This window comes from Aeromonas sp. 62-46, from assembly GCF_001898585.1.
In the GTDB taxonomy this organism is placed as follows: Bacteria; Pseudomonadota; Gammaproteobacteria; order Enterobacterales; family Aeromonadaceae; genus Aeromonas; species Aeromonas caviae.
Window position 1 is genome coordinate 16,340 of the sequence record NZ_MKUI01000057.1, and the last position, 25,043, is coordinate 41,382.

Here is a 25,043-nt window from a genome sequence, read left to right on the forward strand (position 1 = left end):
ATCCCGCTTTTTTCATGTCATCGTGATCCGGCGTTAGTCGCAGGCAACCTGCATCACCTTGATGGCCAGGCCACCGCGGGAGGTCTCGCGGTACTTGGAGTCCATGTCCTTGCCGGTGATGTACATGGTCTCGATCACCTTGTCCAGCGACACGCGCGGCTTGGAGGTGCGACGCAGGGCCATGCGGGAGGCGTTGACCGCCTTCATGGCGGCGATGGCGTTGCGCTCGATGCAGGGTACCTGTACCTGGCCGGCCACCGGGTCGCAGGTCAGACCCAGGTTGTGTTCCATGCCGATCTCGGCGGCTTCACAGACGTGCTCGGGGCTGCCGCCCATCAGCTCGGTCAGGCCGGCGGCGGCCATGGAGCAGGAGACGCCCACTTCACCCTGGCAGCCCACTTCGGCGCCGGAGATGGACGCGTTCATCTTGTAGAGCATGCCGACGGCGGCAGCGGCCAGATAGAAGCGGGTGTACTCGTCGCGGCCCACCGGCTGGATGAACTTGTCGTAGTAGGCCAGCACGGCCGGGATGATGCCGGCTGCGCCGTTGGTCGGCGCGGTGACGACGCGGCCCCCGGCGGCGTTCTCTTCACTCACCGCCAGAGCGAACATGTTGACCCAGTCAACGATGTTCATGGGATCGTTGGAGAGGTTCTCGTTGGTGGTCAGCTGGCGGTAGAGCGGCGCGGCGCGGCGCGGTACGCGCAGCGGGCCGGAGAGAACGCCCTCGGTGCGGCAGCCGCGCTCGATCCCTTCCCGCATGGTGGTCCAGATCTTGCCGAGCTTCTTGTAGATCTCTTCCGGGGTGTTGAAGCACTTCTCGTTTTCCATCATCAGGGCGGAGATGGAGAGACCGCTCTGGCTGCAGTGGGCGATGAGCTCGGCGGCACTCTTGAAGGGATAGCTGACGGACATGTCGCCGCTGTCACCCTTGCCAAAGTTCTCTTCGTCGACGATGAAGCCACCGCCGATGGAGTAGTAGGTCTTGCTGTAGACGGCGTCATCTTCGATGAAGGCGGTCAGCCTCATGCCGTTTTCGTGCAGGGGCAGGGCCTCGTCATGGAAGATCATGGCGCCCTTGGGGAAGCTGACGGTATGGCAGTGCAGGCCGATGGGCAGACGACCGGTCTGCTCCACGCGGGAGATGAATTCGGGGATGGCGTCGATGTCGACGTTCTCCGGCAGGTTGCCCGCCAGACCCATGATGATGGCGGTATCCGTGTGGTGGCCTTTGCCGGTCCAGGAGAGGGAGCCATAGACATCGACCTGGATCCGGGTGATGTCACGGATCTTGCCGCCAGCACGCAGTTCATCCACGAACTGTTTGGCTGCCTTCATGGGGCCGACAGTGTGGGAAGAGGAGGGGCCAACACCGATTTTGAAGATATCAAAAACGCTGATCATGTAACAATTACCTCAGGGTAGAAGGGGGCGCCATGCCCACTCGCAGAAAAGGGATCCATGGGACGGGTCTGTCGTCACAAAGGCCAGGGAACCGGATAACCACAGTGTAACGGTTCAATGCCTAAAAAAAGTTGAAACAGATCTATTTTTGTTGAATTCGTGGCGCGAGTATAAAATTTATTTTGATGGTTATCCATTTTGTTAAGCGCCAGACAAACGTTTTGCAAAAAAATACCCGGCGATGCCGGGTATTCGAGTGCCATATGCGGCTTTATCACAGCGGCTTAACACTCGGTGATGTTGACGGCAAGGCCGCCCCGGGCGGTCTCCTTGTACTTGGTCTTCATGTCGTTGCCGGTTTCCCACATGGTTCTGATCACCTTGTCCAGCGACACCTTGTGCTCGCCGGTACCGCGCAAGGCGAGGCGGGCGGCATTGATCGCCTTGACCGCGCCCATGGCGTTGCGCTCGATGCAGGGCACCTGCACCAGACCACCGACGGGATCGCAGGTCAGCCCCAGATTGTGCTCCATGCCGATCTCGGCGGCGTTCTCGACGATGGCGGGGCTGGCGCCCAGCAGCTCGGCCAGGGCACCAGCGGCCATAGAGCAGGCCACGCCGACCTCGCCCTGACAGCCGACCTCGGCCCCCGAGAGGGAGGCATTCTTCTTGTAGAGGATGCCGATGGCGGCGGCGGTGAGGAAGTACTGCATCAGCAGCTCGTCATCCACCTTGCGCACGAAGCGATCGTAATAGTGCAACACGGCGGGGATGATGCCGGCGGCGCCGTTGGTCGGCGCCGTCACCACCCGGCCTCCGGCGGCGTTCTCCTCGTTGACGGCCAGCGCAAAGAGGTCCACCCACTCCATCACCATCAGCGGATCCTTGTTGAAATTGGTCTCGCCACAGAGCTGGCGATAGAGGGCGGGAGCCCGGCGCTTGACCTTGAGGCCGCCTGGCAGCACCCCCTCGCTCTTGCAGCCACGCTCCACACACCCCTGCATCGCCTGCCAGATCTTGCGAAGCCCGGCCTTGATCTCCGCTTCCGAGCGAAACACCTTCTCGTTGGCCAGCATCAACCCCGAGATGGAGAGGCCGCTCTCCTGGCACTGTGCCAGCAGCTCGGCGCCGCTCTCGAAGGGATAGGGGATGGGGTGGGCAGCATCGAAGCGGGCCGCCTCTTCCCGGGCGTTGGCGAAGTGACTCTCCTCGATGATGAAACCGCCCCCGATGGAGTAGTAGGTCTGTTCGAACACAAGGGTGTCACCCTCATAGGCGCGTAATGTCATGCCGTTGGAGTGGGCGGGAAGGGTCTTGCGTCGATTGAAGAGGATGGCGCCGATGCGGGGAAATTCGCTGGGTTGCTCGCCGCCAAGGCAGAGGGTCTGGGTCTGCTCTACCTGGGCGAGGAAGGCGGGAATGGCCTCGATGTCCACGGATTCGGGTTCAAATCCGGCCAGTCCCAGGATGATGGCCTTGCCGGTGCCGTGCCCCTTGCCGGTCTGGCCCAGTGAGCCGTAGCACTCGACGACGACGCGTCCGGTACGGGAGAGGAGTGCGTTCGCTTTGAGGGTCTGGATGAAGGCGCAGGCGGCCCGCATCGGTCCCACGGTATGGGAGGAGGAGGGGCCTATCCCGATGGAAAACATGTCGAAGACACTGATCATGACGTACTCCAATTATGGATTTCGTCTAAACATTGTAAATTTTTTGTAGTCGTTGAAAAGGGGGGAGATAGCGGGGTGTGATGGCGGTAGGGAAATGGGCGCGGGAGAGGCGCGCCATGGGGGAGCCGCTCGGCATCCCATGGCGCCCGTGATACATCAGTCGAGAAACTCGCACAGATAGGCGGAGGCGATCTTCACTTCCAGCTTGAAGGAGGAGTGACCGGCCACGTCGAAGGATTCCCCCTGCTGGTAGGTGTGCCACTCATCTTCGTCGGCCAGCTGGATGGTGAGGGCGCCCTTGATCACCGTCATGCGCTCCGGGGCGGCGGTATTGAACAGGTACTCGCCCGCTTCCATCACACCAACGGTAGATTTCTCACCTTTTTGCTCGAAACCGATAGATTTAACATTTCCGTCAAAATACTCGTTAACTTTCAGCATCTTTTCTTCCCTGTATGCACGTTTGCAGAGCCAACGTAGCACACTGTTTTGGATGTTGTCATGGTAAAAGGAGCAAAAACAGCCGTGTCTCTTTTGAGGCTTTACTTTCTCATAAAGTTATCAATGCATTTCGTTAACGGATTCTGATGTAAAACGGGGCGCAAATATGAGATAAAGCGCACCGCCAGAGCAATGGAGAGGATTTGACGCTCTGGGTGGTCATTTACGCTGTAAAAGTGTGAGTAATTGCTAAATAAAGGAACATTCTGTGTTAACAAAAGGATTAATCAAAAACATCGGCCTCCAGGTAGTGGTGGCCATGGTGCTGGGCGCGCTGGTCGGGGCGCTCATGGGAGAGCAAGCCACGGTGTTTGCGCCGCTCGGCACCCTGTTTATCCAGCTGATCAAGATGCTGGTGATCCCGCTGGTGGCGGTGGCCATCCTGTCGGGGGCCGCCAACCTGGGGGCCAGCCCCGCTGCTGGCAAGATTGGCGTCACCACGCTCGCCTTCTTCCTCGGCACCTCCGCACTGGCGGTGTTCCTGGCGCTGGTGATGGGTCAGGTGTTCAAACCTGGTGTGGGCGTTGACTTTGGCGCCACTGCGGCCATGTTCTCCGGCGACTACGCCGACAAGGGTGCACTGCCCGATGCGGTGGCCACCCTGCTTGGCATGATCCCGACCAACGTGTTCAGCGCCTTGAACGAGGCCAACATCCTGCAGATCCTGGTGTTCTGCATGTTCCTCGGCATCGCCCTGGCCAAGCAGCCCCGTGAGCGCGCCAAGCCGCTGGTAGACGGGCTCAACACCCTGGTGGACGCTTTCGTCTGGATGATCAACAAGGTGATGCTGATCGCCCCCATCGGCGTCTTCGGCCTGATGGCCGACGCCATCGGCACCTACGGCTTCGACGTGCTGACTCTGGTGCTCAAGCTGTTCGTCGTCTATGTCGCCGCCATCCTCATCTTCGGCTTCGTGGTCTATCCGCTGCTGATCGCGTTCTTCTCCAACACGCCGGTACGCAAGTATTTCTCCGCGATGAAGAAGCCGCAGATCGTGGCCTTCTCCACCGCCTCTTCCATGGCGACCCTGCCGGTCAACATGGAGACCTGCGAGCGCGATCTGAAGGTGACCAACGCCACCGCTTCCTTCGTGCTGCCGCTGGGTGCCACCATCAACATGAGCGGCAATGCCATCTATTACGGCCTGGTCGCCATCTTCTTCGCCCAGGTCTATAACATCGATCTTTCCATGGGTGCCTGGGCGGCGATCATCGTCACCTCCACCCTGGGTGCCATCGGTCAGGCCGGTGTACCGGGCCCGAGCTTCCTGGTGGTTGCCGTGCTGCTGGCGGCCGGGATTCCCATCGAGGGTCTGCCGCTGCTGTTCGCGCTGGATCGTCTGTTCGACATGATCCGGACCGCGCTGAACATCACCGGCGATGCGGCCTGCGCCATCATCGTCGACCGCTACAGCCCGGATTACGATCCGAACCGCTGGAGCAAGGAGGCCTGATATCGGGTCGACCACCGTGCATGACAAGAGGGAGGCTTCAGGCCTCCCTCTTTCATTTGTGTCTATTTGCTGGCGGTGTTCCCCGCTCGCCTCGCCCGTCTGCGTGCCTCAGGGGGAGAGGTGTGCCAGGGCCTGGCGGCAGCGCTGTTCGGCCGCCTCCAGCTCCAGCAGGACCATCTGGATATCTTCCAGCTGTTGCTGCAGGGTCTCCCGCTTGTCGGCTACCAGCCCCAGCATGGTCTGCAACTGGGAGCGGCTGCTCTTGTCCGCATCGTAGAGATCGAACAGCTCCCGGATCTCTGCGAGGCTGAAGCCCAGACGCTTGCCACGCAGGGTCAGCTTGAGCCGCACCCTGTCCTGACGGCTGTAGATCCTGTGCTGTCCCTGGCGGGTCGGGTTGAGCAGGCCCTGATCCTCGTAGAAGCGGATGCTGCGGGTGGTCACATCGAACTCGCGAGCCAGTTCGCTGATGCTGAAGGTGCGGGTGTCGTCCCTGGATTTGGTCATGGGGCTGTCTTGGCTGCCATCTGGTTGTCAATGCAGGCTGGCACCTTACCCAAACGTCAACTTCCCCGCAAGTCTTGTTCCTGTCGCGGTCGCGGCATATGTTATCCCGATGTAACAAGGAGAGTGCTATCGATGGATATCGTGATTGTGGCGGCCAAACGTACCCCCATGGGGGCCTTCCAGGGGGCCCTGAGCGCGCTCGGTGCCCCCGAGCTTGGCGCCTGCGCCATCCGCGCCGCGCTGGCTCAGGCCGGGATGACGGGGGAGCAGGTCAATGAGGTCTATATGGGTAACGTGCTGAGCGCAGGGGTCGGCCAGGCGCCAGCCCGCCAGGCAGCGCTCAAGGGGGGGCTGCCGGACAGCGTGCCCTGTACCACCATCAACAAGGTGTGCGGCTCCGGCATGAAGGCGGTGATGCTGGCGGCGGACAGCCTGCGCCTGGGGGAGGCCGAGGTCGTGGTGGCGGGGGGCATGGAGAGCATGAGCCGCGCCCCCTATCTGCTGGACAAGGCGCGCAGCGGTTTTCGCATGGGGCACCAGAGCGTGCTCGATCACATGTTCCTGGACGGCTTGCAGGATGCCTACGAAGGCCATCTCATGGGGCATTACGCCCAGTTGAGCGCCGATCGCAGCGGACTGACCCGGGCCGACATGGATGCCTTTGCCATCGCCTCCCTGGAGCGGGCGCTGACGGCGCAGCGCAGCGGTGCCTTTGCCGCGGAACTGGCTCCCGTCATGACCTCTGAGGATACCCTGCTGCTGGCCGAGGATGAGCAACCGGGCAAAGCAAGGCCCGACAAGATCCCCGGCCTCAAGCCGGCCTTCAGCAAGCACGGCACCATCACGGCGGCCAATGCCAGCTCCATCTCGGACGGGGCGGCAGCCCTGGTGCTGATGCGGGGCGAGACCGCTGCCCGGCTCGGATTGCCGGTGCTGGCCAGGGTAGTGGGTTACCAGAGTCACGCCGCCCTGCCGGCGGAGTTTACCAGTGCCCCCGTCGGCGCCATTGACAAGTTGCTGGCCCGGGTGGGCTGGTCGGTGGAGGAGGTGGACCTGTTCGAGGTGAACGAGGCATTCGCCATGGTGAGCATGCTGGCCATGGCAGGGTGCGACATTCCCCATCACAAGTTGAACGTGAACGGCGGGGCCTGTGCGCTGGGGCACCCTCTTGGCGCCAGTGGCGCCCGCATCCTGGTGACCCTGATCCATGCCCTGCGTGCCCGCGGGCTCAGACGAGGGGTGGCGAGCCTGTGCATCGGGGGAGGGGAGGCAACGGCCATCGCCATCGAGGCAGGCTGAATGCGTGGGTGAGAGTGCTGCGGGTTGATGAAATGACGACGTCCCTTCAAGAGGGACGTTGTCATGTCTGGCGGGAGTGGACCGGTTGCTCTTCCATGGCCTGAAGCTGCTGGTTGACCCAGGCGGTGGCGCTCAGATAGAGGTGGCTGACCTTCTCTTCGTTGAGGCCGAGCCGGACGGTGTTGGCGGCGACCCGCTGCCAGTCGGCTTTCTCGAAATCTTCACAGAACGCCAGGTAGAATCCGAGCTTGCCCTTGCGGGTGAGCAGGGCGGCACGAATGTCGTCGGTCAGGGGAATGGAGCCGAGCAGCTGATCCAGCGGTTCTCCCATGAGCACGTCCAGCAGGGAGAAGAGGCCGGTGACAAAGGCTTGCTGTGCCTGCTCTGCGGGCGCATGGGTCTGGGCCAGCAGTTCGCAGAACCGGGCTCTGATGAGGGACATCTGATGGAGTTCGGCGCTCTTTTCACTTCCCGCACTGGTGGCGGCGATCAGGGCGACGAAGCGCTTGAGCTGGGCGTGCCCCAGGGAACTTGCGGCCTGGCGAAACGAGGCGATGGGCTGGGGGAAACGCTTGAGGTGGTTGATGTAGCGCAGCAGCTTGAGGGAGAGGGTGAGATCCTGGTTGAGCAGTTGCTCAATCTTGTCCAGATCCGGTTCGGTCTGATTGACCACCTCGAGCAGCTGCATCACCACCAGCTGGGCCGGCGGTATGGTGGGCTGTTGCACCATCTGGGGGCGGCTGAAGAAAAATCCCTGGAACAGGGTGACGCCGAGCTGCTTCATCCGCTCGAACTCGGCCTGATCCTCGACTTTCTCGGCCAGATAGGTGAGGGGCAGGTGGCGATGATTCGCCATGAAGTGCTCGATGCAGGGTTGCGGCGTGCTGCGCAGGTCGAACTTGATGATATGGATGTAGGGGAGGAACCTGTCCCAGTCTGAGACCATGGTGAAGTCATCCAGCGCCAACCGATAGCCCAGCCCATAGAGCTGGATCACTTTCTCCAGCAGCGCATCGTCGGGCTCGGCATCCTCCAGGATCTCGATCACCACCTTGTCCCGTGGTAGGCACTCGGCCAATCCGTCCAGCAACAGGGAGTGGGGGAAATTGATGTAGCAGGGGTGATCTCCGATGAGATGATCGATGTTCTGCTGCAAGAACTGCTCGGCAACCAGCCTGGAAGTGGCCTGCTGTGCGGAGACGGAGGGAAATACATTGTCCAGGCTGTCGCGAAACAGCAGCTCATAGGCTTGGGTGTTCAACTCCCGATCCAGAATGGGCTGCCTTGCTACATAGGAATACATGCATCTCTCCACCATGGTTACAGGCTTGATTCTATGGTGAAGCGGATCACTATGCCAGTGCCGACCGGTCGGGAAGGTCAACAACTGGCATACTATTTGTCAGGAAACCCGGAGTGTCAGAACAGGTAGTTGAGCTGCAGGCCGGCGAGCCAGGCATCCCCTTCCGAGGTGCCATTGAAGGTGGAGGTGGTCTGGGGGATGCCGGGCCTGAGCTGCATGGTTTCGCTCACGTCCACCTTCTTGCCGTCGATCAGGGTCAGCCCCAGATCCAGCGAGAGGTGGCGGTCAATCTGGTAGCCCACGCCAGCGCTGTACCAGACCCGATCCGAGTCGGGGATGGAGATGGTGCGGCGATCCGCCGGGACCGGGCTGCGGTCGTAGGCGATACCGGAGCGCAGTTGCCACTGGGGGGCCAGCTGGTAGGTCATCCCCAGCGCATAGCGCCAACTGTCTTCCCAGTGCTCCTCCTTGATGTGCATGGTGCCGTGGTGGTCGAGTTCGGATTCGAGCTGCACGAACTTGCTCCAGTTGGTCCAGTTGATGCTCGAATGCAGCGCCAGGGCCGGGGTGAGCTGATGGAACAGGGCCAGCTCGGCGGTGGCGGGCAAGGGCAGATCCAGGCTGCCGGTATCGGTGAAGGGCTGGCCCCTTTGATCGATGCCGATGGCGTCACCGGAGAGGGTCAGGGTTACGTCGTGGCGATAGGAGAGACCGATGCGGGTTGCCTGCGACAACTCAAGCAGGGTGCCCAGGTTCCAGCCCATGGCCCAGCCATCCCCTTTCAGGTGCTTGGCTATCTGGTTGTTGGAGGGGAAAGTGCCGCCCACTTCCCCTTCCCCCTGAATGGCGGAGAGACCGGCCCCGACGGACCAGATGCGGTTGATGCGATAGGCCAGGGAGGCCCCCAGATCCATGGTCTTGATGTCGGAGACGTTGCCGAAGTGACCGGCGTTGTAGTTGTCCGGCATCTTGACCCCGAGTCCGTAATAGGAGGTGGCGGCAAGTCCGAGGCGCCATTGTTCGTTGAGGGGCACGATGAGATAGGCGTTGGGCACCCAGGCGTCACCCGCAATGTCGTGGGCTCCGGCATCCAGGCTGACCGGCCCCTGGGGGGTAGGCACCCGGGTGGTGCCCTCGATGTTGACGTCGGGGTGCACGTGGATGACGCCGCCGGAGAAGGCCAGGGTATCGAATCGGGTCATGGCGGCGGCGTTGCGGGAGAGCACGCTGGCATTGTCGGCGATGGCGGCTTCACCCGCGAAGGCACGCCCCATGCCGGTGGCGGATTGCTCCGCGAGCTGGAAGCCGGCAGCCTGCACCTGGCTCGACAGCAGCAAGAGGGCAATGAGGGAGGGTTTGAACGTCGGATGCATGGTCTTTCCTCGGGATGAACTGGGTGTTCATTCTGTTATTCGGTTGGGGCCGGGATTTTATATGGTATGACCAGCAAGGCAACGGGGAGAGGGGAACGTGGGGCAAAACGGGATTAAATGCTGAAAGAAATACCCATAACAGATTGATAAAAAAGAAAAGAGTACAGTTGTTTACTACAGCTGTGCGCTCAGATGGCGAAGTTGGATAAAAAAAGAGCGCCCAGAGGCGCTCTCGATGATGATATGAAAATCAGAATTTCATGTTGAACTGGGCGGAAGCCAGCAGGGCGTTGCCGTGAGAGGTGCCCTTCCAGCGCAGCGCATCGCTGTGGTTGCGCAGACCTTCGTTCACGTCCACTTCCTTGCCGTCCAGATAGGCCATGCCGAAGTCGAGGCTCATGTCCGGATTGATGTGGTAGGTGGCACCGGCGCTGTACCAGATACGGTCGGAGTCAGGAATGCTCAGGCTACGGTATTCCGGCTCGATGGGGCTGTTGTCGTAGGCGAAGCCGATACGGGCTTCCCAGGACGGGTTGACGTACCAGGTACCGCCCAGGGCGTAACGAGCAGAGTCCTTGAACTTCTCGTCTTTTTGCAGGCACACGCCGCCGGCGCAGTTGCTGCTGGTGGCCTTGAGCTCCTGGAAGGCGCTCCAGTCGGTCCAGTTCACGGAGTAGTGGACAGCGAATTGCTGGTTCAGGCGGTGGTAGCCTGCAAATTCGGCCTGGGCCGGCAGATCCAGCTTCAGGTTGCCATCGACGACGCGGTTGCCGGAGGTGGCACCCTGGAAGTCGCCGTCAAAGCTCAAGTCCACCTGGGAGCGGTAGGTCAGGGCGAGACGGTTGTTTTCGTTGATCTCGTACAGGGTGCCGACGTTCCAGCCAAAGCCCCAGGTGTCGCCCTTCAGGTGAGCCAGACGGGTATCGGAGTTGGCACCTGGAATGGCAGCGGAGAGCGCACCGGCATAACGGTTCAGCTCGGCGGCGGCGTAGACGGCATTGATGCCGGCACCGACGCTGAAGCTGGAGTTGATGCGATAGGCGATGTTGGGGTTGATGTTGAAGGTCAGGAGCTCGGTGTCACCGGCGCCGGCACCGGCCGCGAAGGTTTTGGAATATTCGGTGGAAAGGCCGTAGTTGGAGAAGAGGCCGATCCCCCAGGCCCACTGATCATTCAGGGGCTGGATGAAGTAGGTGGCCGGCACGAAGGCATCGGGGGCGATGTCGCTCTCGCTGGACGGAGCCAGCTTGGTGGAGCCGGCATAGATGTCGCCAGCCACGTCCACGTCTGGCTTGATATAGGTGCCGGATACAGACAGTGCCATCTTGTCGAAGGTGGTCATGGCCGCCGGGTTGCGGGACAGCACGGCCGCGTTGTCGGCGATGGCTGCTTCACCTGCGTAGGCGCGACCCAGACCGGAGGCCGAGTGTTCGTTCAGCTGGAACGCGGCGGCGAAGGTCTGGGTGCTGGCCAGGGTCACGGCCGCAGCGATCAGGCTTTTCTTGAAAAAGGCAGTTGTCATAGTGTTCTCTCTTTGTAAGCAGATTTTCTGTCGACATCGCGGCTCTTTGGCGGCTATTGACGACATGATCTGTTGTTATGTCAGCTTCTTCCCATTCATTGCTGGCGTGATTCTATGGATCTGGTAGGAGGTAAGAAATCAGACCAGTGACAGCAGAATACATAAAAGTTTCCATTGTGTTAATCATTTGTTTTAACTTGCCGTTTTATTAGGCTGATTTATCTATTATTGGATAAATAAAGCACAAATGGTGCCATTTGCGTCATTTAAAATAAATGGTAGAAATGTGACTTCGCGCGGGCAATGGGCGGGAACATGCGGGGATGTGGGGATGAACAGGCAGACAATGAGGATGTCTGCCTGTGATGTGGCTGAGGCGGAGGACGAGTCAGCCTGGGTCAAGGTCTGTTAAATGGACCAGTGCAGGCGTGACTCAAGCTGGCGGGCAACCGGGGCGAGGGGCTCCTGCATGTCTCCGATGAGCACCATGTTGGCCCCCTTGAGCGGCAGTATCTCCCCCTTGAGGGTCCCGTCTGCAAAATCGGACTGGATCGTCAGTGGCAGGTGCTTGGGGACGAGGAACAGGGTGACCGGTCCCATCTTGCCCTGCAGCACCATGTGCAGGGCCGGTCCCTGATAGAAGGCGCAGTGGTTGACATAGGTTACCTTCATGCCCGGCATCTCGCTCAGGGTGGCGCCATATTTCTCCATTTTCGCGTTGATGGTGTGCAGGCTGACCCGCTCATCCACCGCATGAATGAAGGGCTCTTCCCCATAAACGTGGGACATGGCGACTTGAGCCAGCGACAGGGTGTCCGGTGCCACAGGCCAGCTGATCCAGCGGGTGCTCATGCCGAGCAGGAAGGCGACCGAGGCCGCGATGGCCAGAGCGCGCCATTGCGTGCGTGCAGGAGTGACGGGCAGCGGGACCACCTGCTCCTCTTCGGCTGCCATCGCCTGCCTGAGCAGGATCCGCTCCGCAAGACCGGCCGGTACGTCCACTTCCAGAGTGCTGCGCACCTGGCGCTCGAGCTGCTGCATCTCGTCCAGATGCTTGCGATTGGCCGGTGACGCCTCGGCGGCTTTCAAGAAGGCGGGATCCCTGTCCGAGGGGTGAGTGATGGCCCGGCGGCGAAATTCAAGCTCATCCATTGGTGTGTCCTCTCTGTTGTTTCGCAGACTCCATGGCCTCTTTTATCTGGTTGCGGGCGCGAAACAGCCTTGTCATGACGGTGTTCTTGTTCAGGCCGAGTTGCTCGGCGATCTCTTCCCCGCTGAATCCCCCCAGTACCTGCAGCAGCAGCGGCTCCTGATATTCGGCAGGCAGGCGGGCGATGTGGCGCCTGAGCCATTCGTGCTCCATCTCCTGCTCGCTTGGCAGGACACCCTGATCCCGCAGGGGGTGCTCGTCGAGGTCGACAAGATCGAACTGCTTTCGCTCAAAGCGGCGGGCATTCTCCCGCCGCAATATGGTGATGAGCCACGCCTTGGCAGCCTTGTCGTCCAGCAGGGTATCTATCGCCTTCCAGGCGCGCAGGAAAGTCTCCTGCACCAGATCCTCGGCGATTTGCGGATCCCGGCACAACCAGTAGGCGTAGCGGTAGATGTCCCCGTGCAGGGCGTGCACCAGGGCTTCGTACTTGGTTTGTTTGTCTGCCATCTCTTCATAGACCGGAGAAGCGCAGGGATCCTTTCCCGTGTCGGCCCTTTTTCTTCTGAAAAAACCTAACGCCATAAAGGGGTGTCCTGTTTCATGAGGGGCGCATCATGCACGCATCCACGCCAGTATTCGAAGACCATAGGCTATCGTAAAGCTCTCCCAGGTGCACAGCGCCCTGGCGAGCGCCAGTCTGGGCAGGTGTTCGCCAGGGGCGAGTACGGGGGCAAAGCAGGCCCGATCCAGGCCGTCCAGCAGTGCTCCCATGGCGGGGTCGCGGTGACAGGGCAGCCTGGCCAGATGCAGACAGGGGGCGTCCCAGCGCAGGACGGCCCAGGTCAGCAGGGTTTCCCTGGCCTCGTCAGGAGAGCCCGTGGCGAGGGCCCGTTGCAGGCGATAGAAGGCGTGCCAGCGCGGCCAGCGGCGCATGAATGCCCGCAGCAGGATGGCCAGGAGCACCCAATAGAGATACTGGGTCCCCGGTGTGGGGGAGGCGGGAGTGGCGCTCTCCCTTGCCGTGAACACCAGAGGATGTGCGGGCAGGTGCGCCTCCTCGATGCGACCGCTCTGGGTGTTGAACCAGCGCAGGGTCTGGGGGGGCAGCACATAGCGCCCCGCCTCGTCGGCGGTCAGGGCCTGGCGCCACTGGCGCTCGAAGCGAAGCGCCCCCTCGCCCACGAATCGCTCCTGTTGCTGCTCGCCGTCCGGCTTCATGGAGAGGCCGGCGGGCAGGGGCGGGGCCGGCAAGGGGGGCAGGCGGTTGCCATCCCCCCCTTCCATCACCAGGGTGAGGGTGCGGATCACCGGCTCACCCACCCTGGCCTGGGCCGGGCTGAACTGCTGGCGCAACACCAGGCTGCTCGCCACCGGCTCCAGGGGGGCCTTGTCCACCTTGATGAAGAGGGTCGCCGCCCTGGCGGACAGCAGATCCCCCGCGTTGCTCGGCGCGGTCGCACCGGCCTGGTCCTGGGGCGGCAACCGCCCCTGAAAGCGGGGGGATTCGACGGGATGGAGCCCGGGTCCTTTGGCCTGCAGCAGCCATTTTCGCGTGAGACGCCCGGGCAGGCCGGGGCTGGCGGGAGAGTCCCAGCGGTCCTCGCCAAGGCGGCGAATGGTAAAGGCCGGGGTGATGGGCTCGCCGAGGCTGGGGGCCTCCAGGTTGGCAGGCAGCCAGAGGGTCAGCTCATAGATGAAGGGCTGGCCGGGGTAGAGATTCCCCTCATGGAGCACCCGGGCCTGCAGCTCGACCGGAGAGAATACCGGGTCTTGTGTCGGCATCAGGGTGCCGTCCAGGGAACGTGTCGGCACCGCCAGGGAGGGGGTGAGATCGGCGCCAAGGGGCAGGGAGGGCACCTGGCGCGGGCTGGTATCGAGCAGGTGCAGGGGGATCTGCCAGCGAGTCAGGCTGCGGCTCTGGGCACTGACCCGCTGGATGCTGACCCGCCCGACCGCAAACTGGCGCAGCAGCGGTTGCAGGTTGAGATCCTCATCGCGGTGCAGCCCGTCGGCCTCGATGATGAGCAGCCAGTCGCGCTCGCTCGCCCCCGGCAACAGCTCGGCCTCGACAGGAGCGGCCTGCACCCGCATGGCGCACAGGGCGAGCAACAGCCAGCAGCCGATCCGGGGGGAGAGTAAGCGCAGCACGAGGATCACCAGGGCTCCTCCACCTTGAGCAGGGGGCGGCGCAGGGCCTCCTTGCGAAGGCGCTGCTCCAGCAGCAGCACGGGGGGCGCCGGGGGGCGAGGAGCCTCTGAGGCGTGGGCGGGGTCGGGAGTGTCAACCTGCTCCGGGGCATTTGCCGAGGGCGTTGTCTGCGGCGGGTTGGCCCGCAGCAGGGCCAGGTTGTGCAAGGCATCCCTGTGCCCAGGTTCAAGGCGAAGGGCGCTCAGATAGGCCTGCTCCGCGGCGGCAAGATCCCCGAGCCAGACCAGGGCATTGCCCCTGTTGTAGTGGGCGGTGGCGCTGTTTGCCCTGCCATAGGCGGCGACGGCCCTGGCGTAATCCCCGGATCTATACCAGGCGTTGCCTTGCCAGACCGGATCCTGGAAGGCGTTGGCCGCTTCCCGATAGTGTCCCTGGCGATAAGCCTGCCAGCCTTCTTCATCTTGTCGGGAGGCCGCCTGCAGGGAAGGGGGCGCGACGCCAATGACGAGGATCACCAGCAGCCAGTGGGCGCCGATCCGCGCCAGCAGCGCCAGGGGGAGCAAGGTGATGAGCAGCCAGGGGCCGAGATCCCGGGATTGCCCCTGCGTCAGGGTCTGGCCCATGGGCAGGGGGGCAAAGCGGAGCAGGCCGGAATCAAGCCAGGCCAGCCTGCCTCCGGTACTGGCGGCAAGGGCGGCCATGGCCTCCTCGTCGGGCGCCGGCAAGGTGCGGCCGATCGGGCTGCCGAGCTGCCAGCGCTCGGCAGCCACGCCGGGCAGCCGGGTCTCCTTGCCCCCGCTGGCCAGCAGGATGTCGAGCCGCGGGGCCGAGCCTGCCTTGCAGAACAGGTCGTTGAGGCAGGGCCAGAGGGCGGCGATGCGATCGCGCGCTGTCCCGGAGAGGCCGTCGGTCACGAGCAGCAGACGGGCGGATTGGCCCGGCGGGATAAGGGTGAGGGCCAGGGCCACGGCGCGCTCGGGGGCGCTGCCCTGGACAGGCATGATGGCCGGGCGCAGGTCCGGCAGCAGCAGGGCGATGGCCTGATGGTCCCGGGTGGGAGGCATGGCGAGGTAGGCATCCCCGGCGAACAGGATGAGGGCGATGGGATGGGTCGCGTCCTGCCGCGCTATGTCGGCCAGCATCTCCTGCAATCCCAGCCTCACCCGGGTTGCCCGGTCCGGTGCCAGATCCTGTGCCAGCATGGAGTCGGATAGATCCAGCAGCCAGATATCGAGGGCCGGGCTCGGCATGGGGAGACTCTGCTGGCGCAGGGCGGGGCCCGAGAGCGCCAGGATCACCGGCAGACAGGCAAGCCAGCGCCAGGGGATGGCCCGATGGCGGCTCGGCAGCAGATAGGCCTGCATGGCCGGGGAGAGCAAGCCGGGATCGCGGCGGCGCCACCCCTGCCACAGCCAGGGGAGCAGGGCCAGCAACCAGAGGGGGCGCAGCAAGGTCAGCTCCATGGTGCCACCATCATGGCCTGCCTACTCATGGGATGGCCTGTGTGACAGGGAGATGCGCCAGCGGGCTGGCCAGCAGAGCAGCAGCCAGGCCAGGGCCAGTGGCCAGGGGTAGAGCTCCTGGTGGGGCCGGGAGAGGGTCTGGGGCCGGGCGAGGGGCTCCAGGGTGTCGATGGCCTGGTTGATGGCGGCGAGATCGCCCCGGTTGCGGGCGCGAAAATAGCGGCCTCCTCCCAGCGTCGCCAACTGCTGCAACAGGGCTTCATCCAGTTCGGCACTGGGATCGGCGTCCCCTGCGGGCGCGGCGAAGGTGTCGGGGTCGGCGCCCACCCCCAGGGTATAGAGACGGATGCCGGCTTTGGCGGCGAGCCGGGCCTCGGTCAGGGGATCCGCATTGCCCGAGGTATTGCGCCCGTCCGTCACCAGCAGCAGGGCGGTGGGGCGGGTGGGGTCGGCGTGCTGGCGTGCCAGCAGGATGGCTTCCCCCAGGGCCGTGGTGCGCCCCACCAGATCGAAGTCGAGCTCCCTGGCCAGGGTGAGCAGGGCCCCGGTCTCCTGGGTGAGGGGGGAGAGCAGATAGGCGTGATCGGCAAAGACGACAAGGGCGATGCGATCCCCCGGGCGGGAGGCGACAAGGTTGCTTATCTGCTGGCGCACCGCGGCAAGCCTGTCCGTTTGCTCTCCGTCATCCAGCATGTCCTGGGTGCGCATGCTGTCGGAGAGATCCACCGCCAGGATGAGGTCCCGGCTGCTCTGGTAGTGAATGATCGGGGGCTCCTGCCACTGGGGGCGGCACAGGGCCAGTACCAGGGCACACCAGCAGATCATCATGCGCCACAAGGGCTGCCCCGCCTGGGGCTGGAGCAGGGGAAAACCTCCATGAACGAGCCGGTTTCCTCCCTTGCGCCCCTTCATGGGAGGCAGGCCGAAGCGCACCAGCAGCGGCAGGGCGAGGGCGAGGGAAAACCAGGGCCAGGCGAGGATCATCGCGTACCCTCCGGGGAAGGGGCCCCTCGCTTGCTTGCCGGGAATCGCGGCGCGCTGACGCAGCGTCGCCCCCAGGCGAGATAGGCGAGGCGCAATCTTTTGCGCTGCGCCTCATCGGGCACTCTGCCCCCATAGAGCCAGAGCGGCCACTGGGCGGCAAACCGGGAAAAATCGCTCCCCCCCTTGCTGTCCAGCCAGGCGAGCCAGGCCTCCCCTTGCAGGGGGGCCGCCTCGGGCCAGCGGGCCATGGCCGCTTCTCGCAGGGCATCCTGCAGCCTGGGGACGAGATCGTCTGCCTGCCAGTCTATCCGGAGCGCCCAGTGGCGCTGGCGCCACAGGGTGAGGGCCGTCATGGCGATCAGGCAAGCGGCGATCGCCGCGATCAGCAGCCCACCGAGGGCCATCAGGCGAGGATCCTGTGCAGGCTCGAGAGCGGGGCCTTGGTGGATGTCGCGCAGCTCGGCACGAATGGCTTGCAAGGCCTCGCTGGACGAGGGCTGGCGATATGCATCCGGTGCGGGCACGCCCTGCTCCCCCCTCAAAACAGACGGCATCCGCCCTCCTGCCACTGGCGTTGCAGGGTGGCGCCGTTGTCGAGGCGATAGAGGCGCGTCACCAGGGGCAGCAACTGCTGGCGACAGGCCTCGGCCTGCTCGTCGGCCGCCCTCTGGTAGCGGGCGCGAAAGCGGGGGTCTTCTCCCGCGAGCCAACCGCTGTGTCTGCCTGCCTGCACTGCCAGCTGCCCCTGCTCGGGCAGAGCGGCTTCCAGGGGATCGCGGATCTGCCAGTAGTGGATATCGTGGCGCAGGCGAAGGCGTTGCAACTGCTGGCAGAGTGCCTGGTCCGGTGCCTGGTGATGGCTTATCAGGGTCAATCTGGCCCCGTGGGGCAGGGTGAGTCGTGCCAGGGTCTGGGCCAGCGTCCTAGGCGGGGGGGCGCGATCCAGCCCTGCCTCGTAATGGCGGCAGAGCGCTTCCAGCAGAGGCATGAGAGAGCCGCGCTGGTGCTCTGTGTGGGGGGCTGCGCCCTGGCAGATCAAGGTATTGGCCTGTTTCTCCCCCTGCCAGAGCAGGGCGGCGGCCAGCTCGCAGCCAAGGCGGGCCTTGAGCTGGGCGCGGGAGCCAAAGTACATGGCGGGTGAGAGATCCAGCAGCAACCAGTGGGCCTGATCCTGCTCTTCCCCGTAGAGGCGGGTGTGGGGGCGGCCGAGGCGGGCGGTGACCCGCCAGTCGATGTGACGCACCTCGTCACCGGCCTGATAGAGGCGAAGCTCCCTGAAATGGAGCCCGGGCTGGCGCCCGATACGCCCCTGGGCCGCCTGATGAATGCGGGCACGCTCGCCCTGGCGGGTCCAGAGGCGCACCGCCAGCAGCCGTTGGAGGGTGAGGGCGATGTCGGGGTGATCCCGGGGCTCGGCGACGGGGGTCATGGCGATAGGGCTGCCTGTGGGGGCCGGCTCAGGGGCATGGAATGGCATCCAGCAGCAGGGTGATGAGCGCCTCGCTATCGAGGTTGTCCGCCAGCGCCTGATAACTCGGGATGAGGCGGTGGCGCAGCACGGCAGGCGCCAGCTGCTGGATGTCTTCGGGCAGCACGAAGTCGCGCCCGGCTAGCCAGGCCCGGGCCCGTGCGGCTCTTGCGAGGCCGATGCTGGCTCTGGGACTGGCCCCCACCGCGACCAGGGGGTCTAGCTCGGGGCACAGGCCGCTGCCGGGGCGGGTGGCGCACACCAGTTGCACCAGATAGTGCTCGAGGCGTCCCTGCATCTGTACCCCCTGAACGGCGGTACGGGCTTCCAGCAGGTCGGACTGGCTGAGGGTGACTGGCGGCGTCGGCAGGGCGTCGCCGCGGGCGTTGAGTTGAAGGATGGCCAGCTCCATGGCGGGGCTGGGGTAATCCACCAGCAGCTTGAGCAAGAAGCGATCGAGCTGGGCCTCCGGCAGGGGATAGGTCCCTTCCTGCTCGATGGGGTTCTGGGTGGCGGCGACCATGAAGAGGGAGGGCAGGCGCCAGCTCTTCTTGCCCACGGTGATCTGGTGCTCGGCCATGGCCTCCAGCAGGGCGGACTGCACCTTGGCCGGCGCCCGGTTGATCTCGTCCGCCAGCACCAGGTGGTTGAACAGGGGGCCGGGTTGAAACACGAAGCTCGCATCCTGGGGATGGAAGACCTCGCTGCCGGTGAGATCGGCTGGGAGCAGATCCGGGGTGAACTGGATACGGGCAAAGCGCCCCTCCACGGCACCGGCCAGCGCCTTGACCGCCCGGGTCTTGGCAAGACCGGGGGCCCCCTCGATCAGCACATGTCCTTCACATAACAGGGCGATCAGCAGCCCCTCGATGAGGGGGCCCTGTCCCAGGATCTGGCTGCCCAGATAGTCTCCAAGTGCTCTGAACTCGGCCGCTGCCATGCGATAAACCCGTTGTTTTTATGGAAGTTGATCTTTTTATACCCCAGTTGGCTCACAAGGGCGAGGGAGGGTGGCAAGATGGGGACAATTTAGTTTCAATCAGCCGTATGAAAGTTGTGATTGGATTGTTAAGATGTGGCGCAATGAGGTCAGACCTCTGCCTTTTTAACCCAAGGAGCCAGGATGAAACAGCCATTGAAACTGACGACTCGCCAGGGCGAACGGATAGCCGTCGTGGCGGGTCTGCGCACCCCCTTTGCCAAGCAGGCCACCGCTTTTCACGGCGTGCCTGCGGTGGATCTGGGCAAACTGGTGGTGAGCGAGATGCTCGCCCGCACCGATCTCGACCCCAAGCTCATCGACCAGCTGGTGTTCGGCCAGGTGGTGCAGATGCCGGAAGCGCCAAACATCGCCCGGGAGATCGTGCTCGGCACCGGCATGAGCGTTAGCACCGATGCCTATAGCGTGTCGCGCGCCTGCGCCACCAGTTTCCAGGCGGTGGCGAATGTCACCGAATCCATCATGGCCGGCACGGTGGACATCGCCATCGCCGGCGGTGCCGACTCCTCTTCCGTGCTGCCCATCGGGGTCAGCAAGTCTCTGGCCCGCGCCCTGGTGGATCTCAACAAGGCGCGCAACCTCCAGCAGCGTTTCAATATTCTGCGCCGTCTGCGCCTGAAGGACCTGCTGCCGGTGCCCCCGGCCGTGGCCGAGTACTCCACCGGTCTCTCCATGGGGCAGACCGCCGAGCAGATGGCCAAGACCCACCAGATCAGCCGCGAGGCGCAAGATGCGCTGGCCCACCGCTCCCACACCCTGGCGGCCGAAGCCTGGGCGCAGGGCAAATTGAATGGCGAGGTGTTCACCGCCCACGTGCCCCCCTACAAGTCGCCGCTGGAGCGGGACAACAACATCCGTGAAAGCTCGGATCTGGCGAGTTACGCCAAGCTCAAACCGGTCTTTGACCGGGCCCACGGTTCGGTGACGGCCGCCAACGCCACTCCGCTTACCGACGGCGCCGCCGCCGTGCTGATGATGCGCGAAGGGCGTGCCCGCGAGCTGGGTCTGGAGCCGCTGGGTTACATCCGCAGCTTCGCGTTTTCCGCCATCGATGTCTGGCAGGACATGCTGATGGGCCCCTCCTATGCCACGCCGCTGGCGCTGGACCGTGCCGGCATCACCCTTGGGGATCTGACCCTCATCGACATGCACGAGGCCTTTGCCGCCCAGACGCTCGCCAACCTCAAGATGTTTGCAAGCGCCGAATTTGCCCGTGACAAGCTGGGCCGGGATCAGGCCATTGGCGAGGTGGACATGGAGAAGTTCAACGTGCTCGGCGGCTCTTTGGCCTTTGGTCACCCCTTTGCCGCCACCGGGGCGCGCATGATCACCCAGACCCTGCATGAACTGCGGCGCCGGGGTGGGGGATTGGGGCTCAACACCGCCTGTGCGGCGGGTGGGCTGGGTGTGGCCATGGTGCTGGAGGTGGAATGATGAGTGCCAAGACTTTTTCTCTGGATATTCGCAAAGATGGCATCGGCATCCTCACCATGGATGTGCCCGGTGAGAGCATGAACACCCTGAAGGCCTCCTTTGCGGACGAGATCCGCACTCTGCTGGCCGAGGTAAAGGGGAACGGGGATCTGATCGGCCTGGTGATCGTCTCCGGCAAGAAGGACTCCTTCGTCGCCGGGGCCGACATCGCCATGCTGGCTGCCTGCACCAGCGCCCAGGATGCCGAAGCGCTGTCCCGGGCCGGACAGGAGGTGTTCGCCGAGATCGAAGCCCTGGGGATCCCGGTGATCGCCGCCATTCACGGCCCCTGCCTTGGCGGCGGGCTGGAGCTGGCGCTCGCCTGTCATGGCCGGGTGGTGACCGATCACGGTAAAACCGTGCTGGGCCTGCCGGAAGTGCAGCTCGGCCTGCTGCCGGGCTCCGGCGGAACCCAGCGCCTGCCGCGCCTCATCGGGGTGGCCAAGGCACTGGATCTGATGCTGACCGGCAAGCAGGTGCGGGCCAAACAGGCCAGGAAGCTCGGGCTGGTGGATGACATGGTGCCCCCGTCCATTTTGCTGGAGGCCGCCATCAAGCTTGCCAAGAAGGGCAAGCCGCGCCACCACCTGAAACGGGATCTGCAGGGCAAGGTGCTGGAGACCAACAAATTTGGTCGCAAGGTGCTGTTCGATCAGGCCCGCAAGGGGGTCAAGGCCAAGACCCGGGGCAACTACCCGGCGCCGGAGCGTATCATCGAGGTGGTGCGCATCGGCGTGGAGGAGGGGATGCAGGCCGGCCTGCTGGCCGAAGCCCGCCACTTCGGCGAGCTGGTGATGACGCCGGAATCCGCCGCCCTGCGCTCCCTCTTCTTCGCCACCACGGAGATGAAGAAAGAGGTGAGCTATCAGGGGGCCGAGCCGCGCAAGGTGGGTCATGCCGCCGTGCTGGGGGGCGGCCTGATGGGGGGCGGTATCGCCTTCGTCACCGCCACCAAGGCGGGGGTACCGGTGCGGATCAAGGATGTGGCGAGCGCCGGCATCGGCAATGCCATGCGTTACAGCTACGACCTCCTCGCGAGGAAGCTCAAGCGTCGCCAACTGCTGCGCAGCGAGCTGGAGAAACAGATGAGCCTGCTCACCGGCACCCTGGACTATTCCGGTTTCCACCGGGTGGACATGGTGGTGGAAGCGGTATTCGAGGACATCAACCTCAAGCACCAGATGGTGCAGGACGTGGAGCGCGAGTGCGGCGAGCACACCGTGTTTGCCTCCAACACCTCCTCCCTGCCCATCCACCAGATCGCCTCGGCGGCGACGCATCCGGAGCGAGTGGTGGGGCTGCACTACTTCAGCCCGGTGGACAAGATGCCGCTGGCCGAGATCATTCCCCACGCGGGTACCAGTGCCGAGACGGTGGCCACCACCCTGGCCTTCGCCCGGGCCCAGGGCAAGACCCCGATCGTGGTCAAAGACGAGGCCGGTTTCTACGTCAACCGCATCCTGGCCCCCTACATGAACGAGGCGGCGCGCCTGGTGCTGGAAGGGGAGCCGGTGGAGGTACTGGACGGCGCTCTGCTCGACTTCGGTTTCCCGGTCGGCCCCATCACCCTGCTGGACGAGGTGGGGATCGACGTGGGGGCCAAGATTTCCCCCATCCTCGAAAAAGAGCTGGGTGGCGAGCAGTTCCAGGCGCCCAAGGCCTTTGACAAGCTGCTGGAGGACGATCGCAAGGGGCGCAAGAACGGCAAGGGCTTCTATCTCTATGGCAAGGCGGCTCCGCGCAACAAGCTCACCGGCAAGGAGGGCAAGAAGACGGTGGACGCGAGCGTCTACGACGTGCTTGGCGTCAAGCCCCAGGCCAAGCTTGCCAGGCAGGAGATCGCCGAGCGCTGCGTGCTGTTGATGCTCAACGAAGCGGCCATGGCCCTGGATGGTGGCGTGGTGGCCTCGGCCCGGGACGGCGACATCGGCGCCATTTTCGGCATCGGCTTCCCTCCCTTCCTGGGCGGTCCGTTCCGCTACATGGACAGCCTCGGCATCGACTATCTGGTGGGGCGTCTTGAGCACCATCAGAAGCGCTTTGGCGACCGCTTCGCCCCCTGTGCGCGGCTGAAAGCGATGGCGGCGGAGCAGCAGACCTTCTACTGATGGCTCTCGACGGCATGCATCGAGCGAGGCGACCCCAAGGTCGCCTCGCTTTTTGTTGGGCGTACCTTTCCGGTTTGGGGCGGGGGCGCGAAGAAAAACGGGGCGGGGAGGGGTAAAACCTTGATCTGGCGCAAACTGGTGCCCCATTTATTACTTTGGTGGCATAGGACTCAGGCGCGGGTTGAGGTCAAATAGTCTCATCAGGAACGGGGGCGACCCCGTCACGAAAGGGACACCCATTTCACTGGATGAAGGACACACTATGAGTCTGCTTGAACATACCATCTGGACTGTATTGGGGTATGGGGCCATGCCCTTTATCTTCCTGAGCGGGTTCGTGGCAGTGGCAGTGACCTGCTGCCTGCTGCTCAATGCCTTCGGGGTCAAGTCCGCCGAGAAGTGAGTCACTCTCGTTCATGCCGCCAAATGCCAGTCTCACGACTGGCATTTGTTTTTTGTGTCTTCTGAAGCACTTGTCCCGCCCCTGATGGGGTAAAGGGAGCGCAAGACGGTCGAACCCGGCGGCCATTTTGATTACACTGACGCCCGGCATGTCCGCCCCCTTCTCTTTTATCAGGTATTCACGACTTCTATGGCGCTCAAGGCAACCATCTTCAAGGCCCAGATCAGCTTGTCTGACATGGATCGCAATCTCTATCAGGACTTCTCCCTCACCCTGGCCCGTCACCCCTCCGAGACCGACGAGCGCATGATGATCCGCCTCGCGGCCTTCGCCTGGCATGCCGCCGAGCGGCTGGAGTTCACCAAGGGGCTCTCAGCCGACGACGAGCCTGAGCTCTGGTGCAAGAACTACTCCGACGAGATTGAACTCTGGATTGAGCTGGGTCAGCCGGACGAGCGCCGTCTCAAGAAGGCATGCAACCGCTCTCGCCAGGTGGTGCTCTACCTCTATGGCGGTCGTGGCACCAGCGTCTGGTGGAAGCAGAACCAGGGCAAGCTCGGTCTGCACGACAACCTGAGCGTCATCGAACTCTCCGACAGCCAGACCCTTCCCCTGGCGGCCATGGTGGAGCGCACCATGCAGCTCACTTGTACCATCTCCGACGGCCAGCTCTGGGTCAGCAACGGCAACCAGGAGGTGACGCTGGACCCCGTGGTGCTGATGGGACGCCCGGCCCGCGAACTGTAAACGGGATACCCATGTTCAGCGCCCTGCTCAATATCGTCATTCCCGTGTTTGCGGTGGTGGGCCTTGGCGCCCTCTATGGACGGCTGCGACCGGGCGGGGCCCTGGGTTATGTCAACCGGGCCAATATCGAACTCTTCACCCCGGCGCTGGTCTTCTCGGCCCTGGTGAAATACCCCCTGGATCTCGCGGCGCACCTGCCCCTTGTGGGGGCCGGTGCCCTGGTCATCCTGCTGCCCGGCTTGCTGCTCTCCCTGCTCAAACTCAAGGCAATAGAGCGGGCCGCGCTGATCCTGCCCGCCATGTTTCGCAACACCGGCAACCTCGGCATTCCGCTGATGGTGCTCGCCTTTGGCGAGCAACAGCTCGGCGCCATCGTCATCCTCTTTGTGCTCTCCAACCTGCTCCACTTCTCGGTGGGGATGTTCATCCTCTCCGCCAGCAGCTCCCGCTGGCTCTGGCTGAGAAGCCCCGTGCTCTGGGCCGCCTTCGCCGGGCTGCTGGTGGCCAACCTGCATATCCCGCTGCCGGAATACCTGGTGACCAGCGCCGCCCTGCTCGGTCAGATAGCGGTGCCCCTGATGCTGTTTGCCTTGGGAGTGAGGCTGATGGAAGGGGAGCTGGATCATCTGGGGCTGGCCATCAAGTGCAACCTGCTCTACCTGCTGGCGGGGGGCCTCTCCCTGGGGCTCGCCGTCTGGCTGCTGCCCCTCGAACCTGACTGGATACCACTCCTGATGCTGTCGGTGGCGCTGCCCCCGGCGGTGCTCAATTACATCCTCAGTGAGCAGTACCAGTGCCAGCCCGACAAGGTGGCCAGCATCGTGCTCGGCGGCAATGCGCTCTCTGTGGTGGTGATCCCCCTTACGGTCTGGTTGGCGCTTCATCTGGGTGGCTGATCTTTAGAACTCCACCAGCGGTCATTCCGATCCCATTGGTAATGATGGAATGGTGCGAGCACTCCATGAGCAAGGCCATTCTGGGGGGCACCTTGACCTCACAGGCCGATGGCAAGAGTTCGACCAATGCACTGGGTAATGTTCATAACGAGGTACGCGAGGAGGCACTAG

At 63.6% G+C, this 25,043-nt stretch carries 23 protein-coding genes; 8 read left to right on the forward strand and 15 right to left on the reverse strand.

Annotation, left to right across the window (positions count from 1 at the left end; all coding sequences use genetic code 11):
- Positions 1 to 33: 33 nt before the first annotated feature.
- The 3 genes from BGO64_RS17700 to ppnP form a co-directional block, all read right to left on the reverse strand.
- Complete coding sequence (locus BGO64_RS17700; protein ID WP_039039104.1) at positions 34 to 1,404, reverse strand: L-serine ammonia-lyase; 1,371 nt, start codon at positions 1,402 to 1,404, stop codon at positions 34 to 36.
- Positions 1,405 to 1,688: 284 nt separating this feature from the next.
- Positions 1,689 to 3,071: an L-serine ammonia-lyase gene (locus BGO64_RS17705; RefSeq protein ID WP_010674652.1), complete on the reverse strand. Its 1,383-nt coding sequence runs from the start codon at positions 3,069 to 3,071 to the stop codon at positions 1,689 to 1,691.
- A 156-nt stretch (positions 3,072 to 3,227) separates the two neighbouring features.
- Positions 3,228 to 3,512, reverse strand: a complete 285-nt coding sequence (ppnP, locus tag BGO64_RS17710) for a pyrimidine/purine nucleoside phosphorylase (protein WP_162624626.1) — start codon at positions 3,510 to 3,512, stop codon at positions 3,228 to 3,230.
- 268 nt (positions 3,513 to 3,780) lie between these two features.
- Between ppnP and BGO64_RS17715 the strand changes: the two genes are divergently transcribed.
- Positions 3,781 to 5,025, forward strand: a complete 1,245-nt coding sequence (locus tag BGO64_RS17715) for a dicarboxylate/amino acid:cation symporter (RefSeq protein ID WP_286701103.1) — start codon at positions 3,781 to 3,783, stop codon at positions 5,023 to 5,025.
- Between the two features lie 108 nt (positions 5,026 to 5,133).
- On the opposite strand, the gene BGO64_RS17720 is transcribed toward BGO64_RS17715, so the two are convergent.
- Positions 5,134 to 5,532 carry a MerR family transcriptional regulator gene (locus tag BGO64_RS17720; protein WP_010674655.1) on the reverse strand — a complete coding sequence of 133 codons (399 nt, stop codon included), beginning with the start codon at positions 5,530 to 5,532 and terminating at the stop codon, positions 5,134 to 5,136.
- Positions 5,533 to 5,664: 132 nt separating this feature from the next.
- Between BGO64_RS17720 and BGO64_RS17725 the strand changes: the two genes are divergently transcribed.
- Positions 5,665 to 6,831 (forward strand): thiolase family protein, encoded by a 1,167-nt coding sequence (locus BGO64_RS17725; protein ID WP_286701104.1) that lies wholly within the window; start codon positions 5,665 to 5,667, stop codon positions 6,829 to 6,831.
- Between the two features lie 61 nt (positions 6,832 to 6,892).
- Here the strand turns inward: BGO64_RS17725 and BGO64_RS17730 are convergent, their stop codons facing one another.
- The 11 genes from BGO64_RS17730 to BGO64_RS17780 form a co-directional block, all read right to left on the reverse strand.
- A complete protein-coding gene (locus tag BGO64_RS17730; protein ID WP_113070305.1) occupies positions 6,893 to 8,134 on the reverse strand; it encodes an EAL and HDOD domain-containing protein in 1,242 nt (413 codons plus the stop codon).
- A gap of 116 nt (positions 8,135 to 8,250) precedes the next feature.
- Positions 8,251 to 9,507, reverse strand: a complete 1,257-nt coding sequence (locus BGO64_RS17735; RefSeq protein WP_286701105.1) for an outer membrane protein transport protein — start codon at positions 9,505 to 9,507, stop codon at positions 8,251 to 8,253.
- Between the two features lie 250 nt (positions 9,508 to 9,757).
- Positions 9,758 to 11,029, reverse strand: a complete 1,272-nt coding sequence (locus BGO64_RS17740) for an outer membrane protein transport protein (protein WP_139737813.1) — start codon at positions 11,027 to 11,029, stop codon at positions 9,758 to 9,760.
- A gap of 408 nt (positions 11,030 to 11,437) precedes the next feature.
- On the reverse strand, positions 11,438 to 12,181 hold the full coding sequence (locus BGO64_RS17745) for a DUF3379 domain-containing protein (RefSeq protein WP_041215209.1): 744 nt from the start codon (positions 12,179 to 12,181) through the stop codon (positions 11,438 to 11,440).
- Positions 12,174 to 12,764, reverse strand: a complete 591-nt coding sequence (locus tag BGO64_RS17750; RefSeq protein ID WP_286701106.1) for a sigma-70 family RNA polymerase sigma factor — start codon at positions 12,762 to 12,764, stop codon at positions 12,174 to 12,176. The genes BGO64_RS17745 and BGO64_RS17750 overlap by 8 nt, the downstream gene beginning before the upstream one ends.
- 30 nt (positions 12,765 to 12,794) lie before the next feature.
- A complete protein-coding gene (locus BGO64_RS17755; protein WP_410487806.1) occupies positions 12,795 to 14,330 on the reverse strand; it encodes a hypothetical protein in 1,536 nt (511 codons plus the stop codon).
- Between the two features lie 5 nt (positions 14,331 to 14,335).
- Complete coding sequence (locus BGO64_RS17760) at positions 14,336 to 15,793, reverse strand: vWA domain-containing protein (RefSeq protein ID WP_286701107.1); 1,458 nt, start codon at positions 15,791 to 15,793, stop codon at positions 14,336 to 14,338.
- A gap of 21 nt (positions 15,794 to 15,814) precedes the next feature.
- Positions 15,815 to 16,777, reverse strand: coding sequence for a VWA domain-containing protein (locus tag BGO64_RS17765; RefSeq protein ID WP_128274529.1), 963 nt, complete (start codon positions 16,775 to 16,777; stop codon positions 15,815 to 15,817).
- Complete coding sequence (locus tag BGO64_RS17770) at positions 16,774 to 17,331, reverse strand: DUF4381 family protein (protein WP_286701108.1); 558 nt, start codon at positions 17,329 to 17,331, stop codon at positions 16,774 to 16,776. The genes BGO64_RS17765 and BGO64_RS17770 overlap by 4 nt, the downstream gene beginning before the upstream one ends.
- Positions 17,316 to 18,206 (reverse strand): DUF58 domain-containing protein, encoded by an 891-nt coding sequence (locus BGO64_RS17775; RefSeq protein ID WP_286701109.1) that lies wholly within the window; start codon positions 18,204 to 18,206, stop codon positions 17,316 to 17,318. The genes BGO64_RS17770 and BGO64_RS17775 overlap by 16 nt, the downstream gene beginning before the upstream one ends.
- Positions 18,207 to 18,234: 28 nt before the next feature.
- Positions 18,235 to 19,185, reverse strand: coding sequence for an AAA family ATPase (locus BGO64_RS17780; protein WP_039039116.1), 951 nt, complete (start codon positions 19,183 to 19,185; stop codon positions 18,235 to 18,237).
- Positions 19,186 to 19,368: 183 nt separating this feature from the next.
- On the opposite strand from BGO64_RS17780, the gene fadI reads away from it, so the two are divergent.
- From fadI to BGO64_RS17810, 6 genes are all read left to right on the forward strand, one after another.
- On the forward strand, positions 19,369 to 20,679 hold the full coding sequence (gene fadI / locus BGO64_RS17785; RefSeq protein WP_039039117.1) for an acetyl-CoA C-acyltransferase FadI: 1,311 nt from the start codon (positions 19,369 to 19,371) through the stop codon (positions 20,677 to 20,679).
- Entirely contained in the window at positions 20,679 to 22,826 is a 2,148-nt protein-coding gene (fadJ, locus tag BGO64_RS17790; RefSeq protein WP_103244636.1) for a fatty acid oxidation complex subunit alpha FadJ, read from the forward strand. Before fadI ends, fadJ begins: the two co-directional genes overlap by 1 nt.
- 262 nt (positions 22,827 to 23,088) lie before the next feature.
- Positions 23,089 to 23,229, forward strand: coding sequence for a TIGR02808 family protein (locus BGO64_RS17795; RefSeq protein WP_010674670.1), 141 nt, complete (start codon positions 23,089 to 23,091; stop codon positions 23,227 to 23,229).
- A gap of 189 nt (positions 23,230 to 23,418) precedes the next feature.
- Positions 23,419 to 23,976 (forward strand): YaeQ family protein, encoded by a 558-nt coding sequence (locus BGO64_RS17800; protein WP_043760677.1) that lies wholly within the window; start codon positions 23,419 to 23,421, stop codon positions 23,974 to 23,976.
- Between the two features lie 11 nt (positions 23,977 to 23,987).
- Positions 23,988 to 24,872 carry an AEC family transporter gene (locus tag BGO64_RS17805; protein WP_286701110.1) on the forward strand — a complete coding sequence of 295 codons (885 nt, stop codon included), beginning with the start codon at positions 23,988 to 23,990 and terminating at the stop codon, positions 24,870 to 24,872.
- 65 nt (positions 24,873 to 24,937) lie between these two features.
- On the forward strand, positions 24,938 to 25,043 hold a 106-nt coding region (locus BGO64_RS17810), incomplete at its 3' end, for a phage portal protein family protein (RefSeq protein ID WP_502686732.1).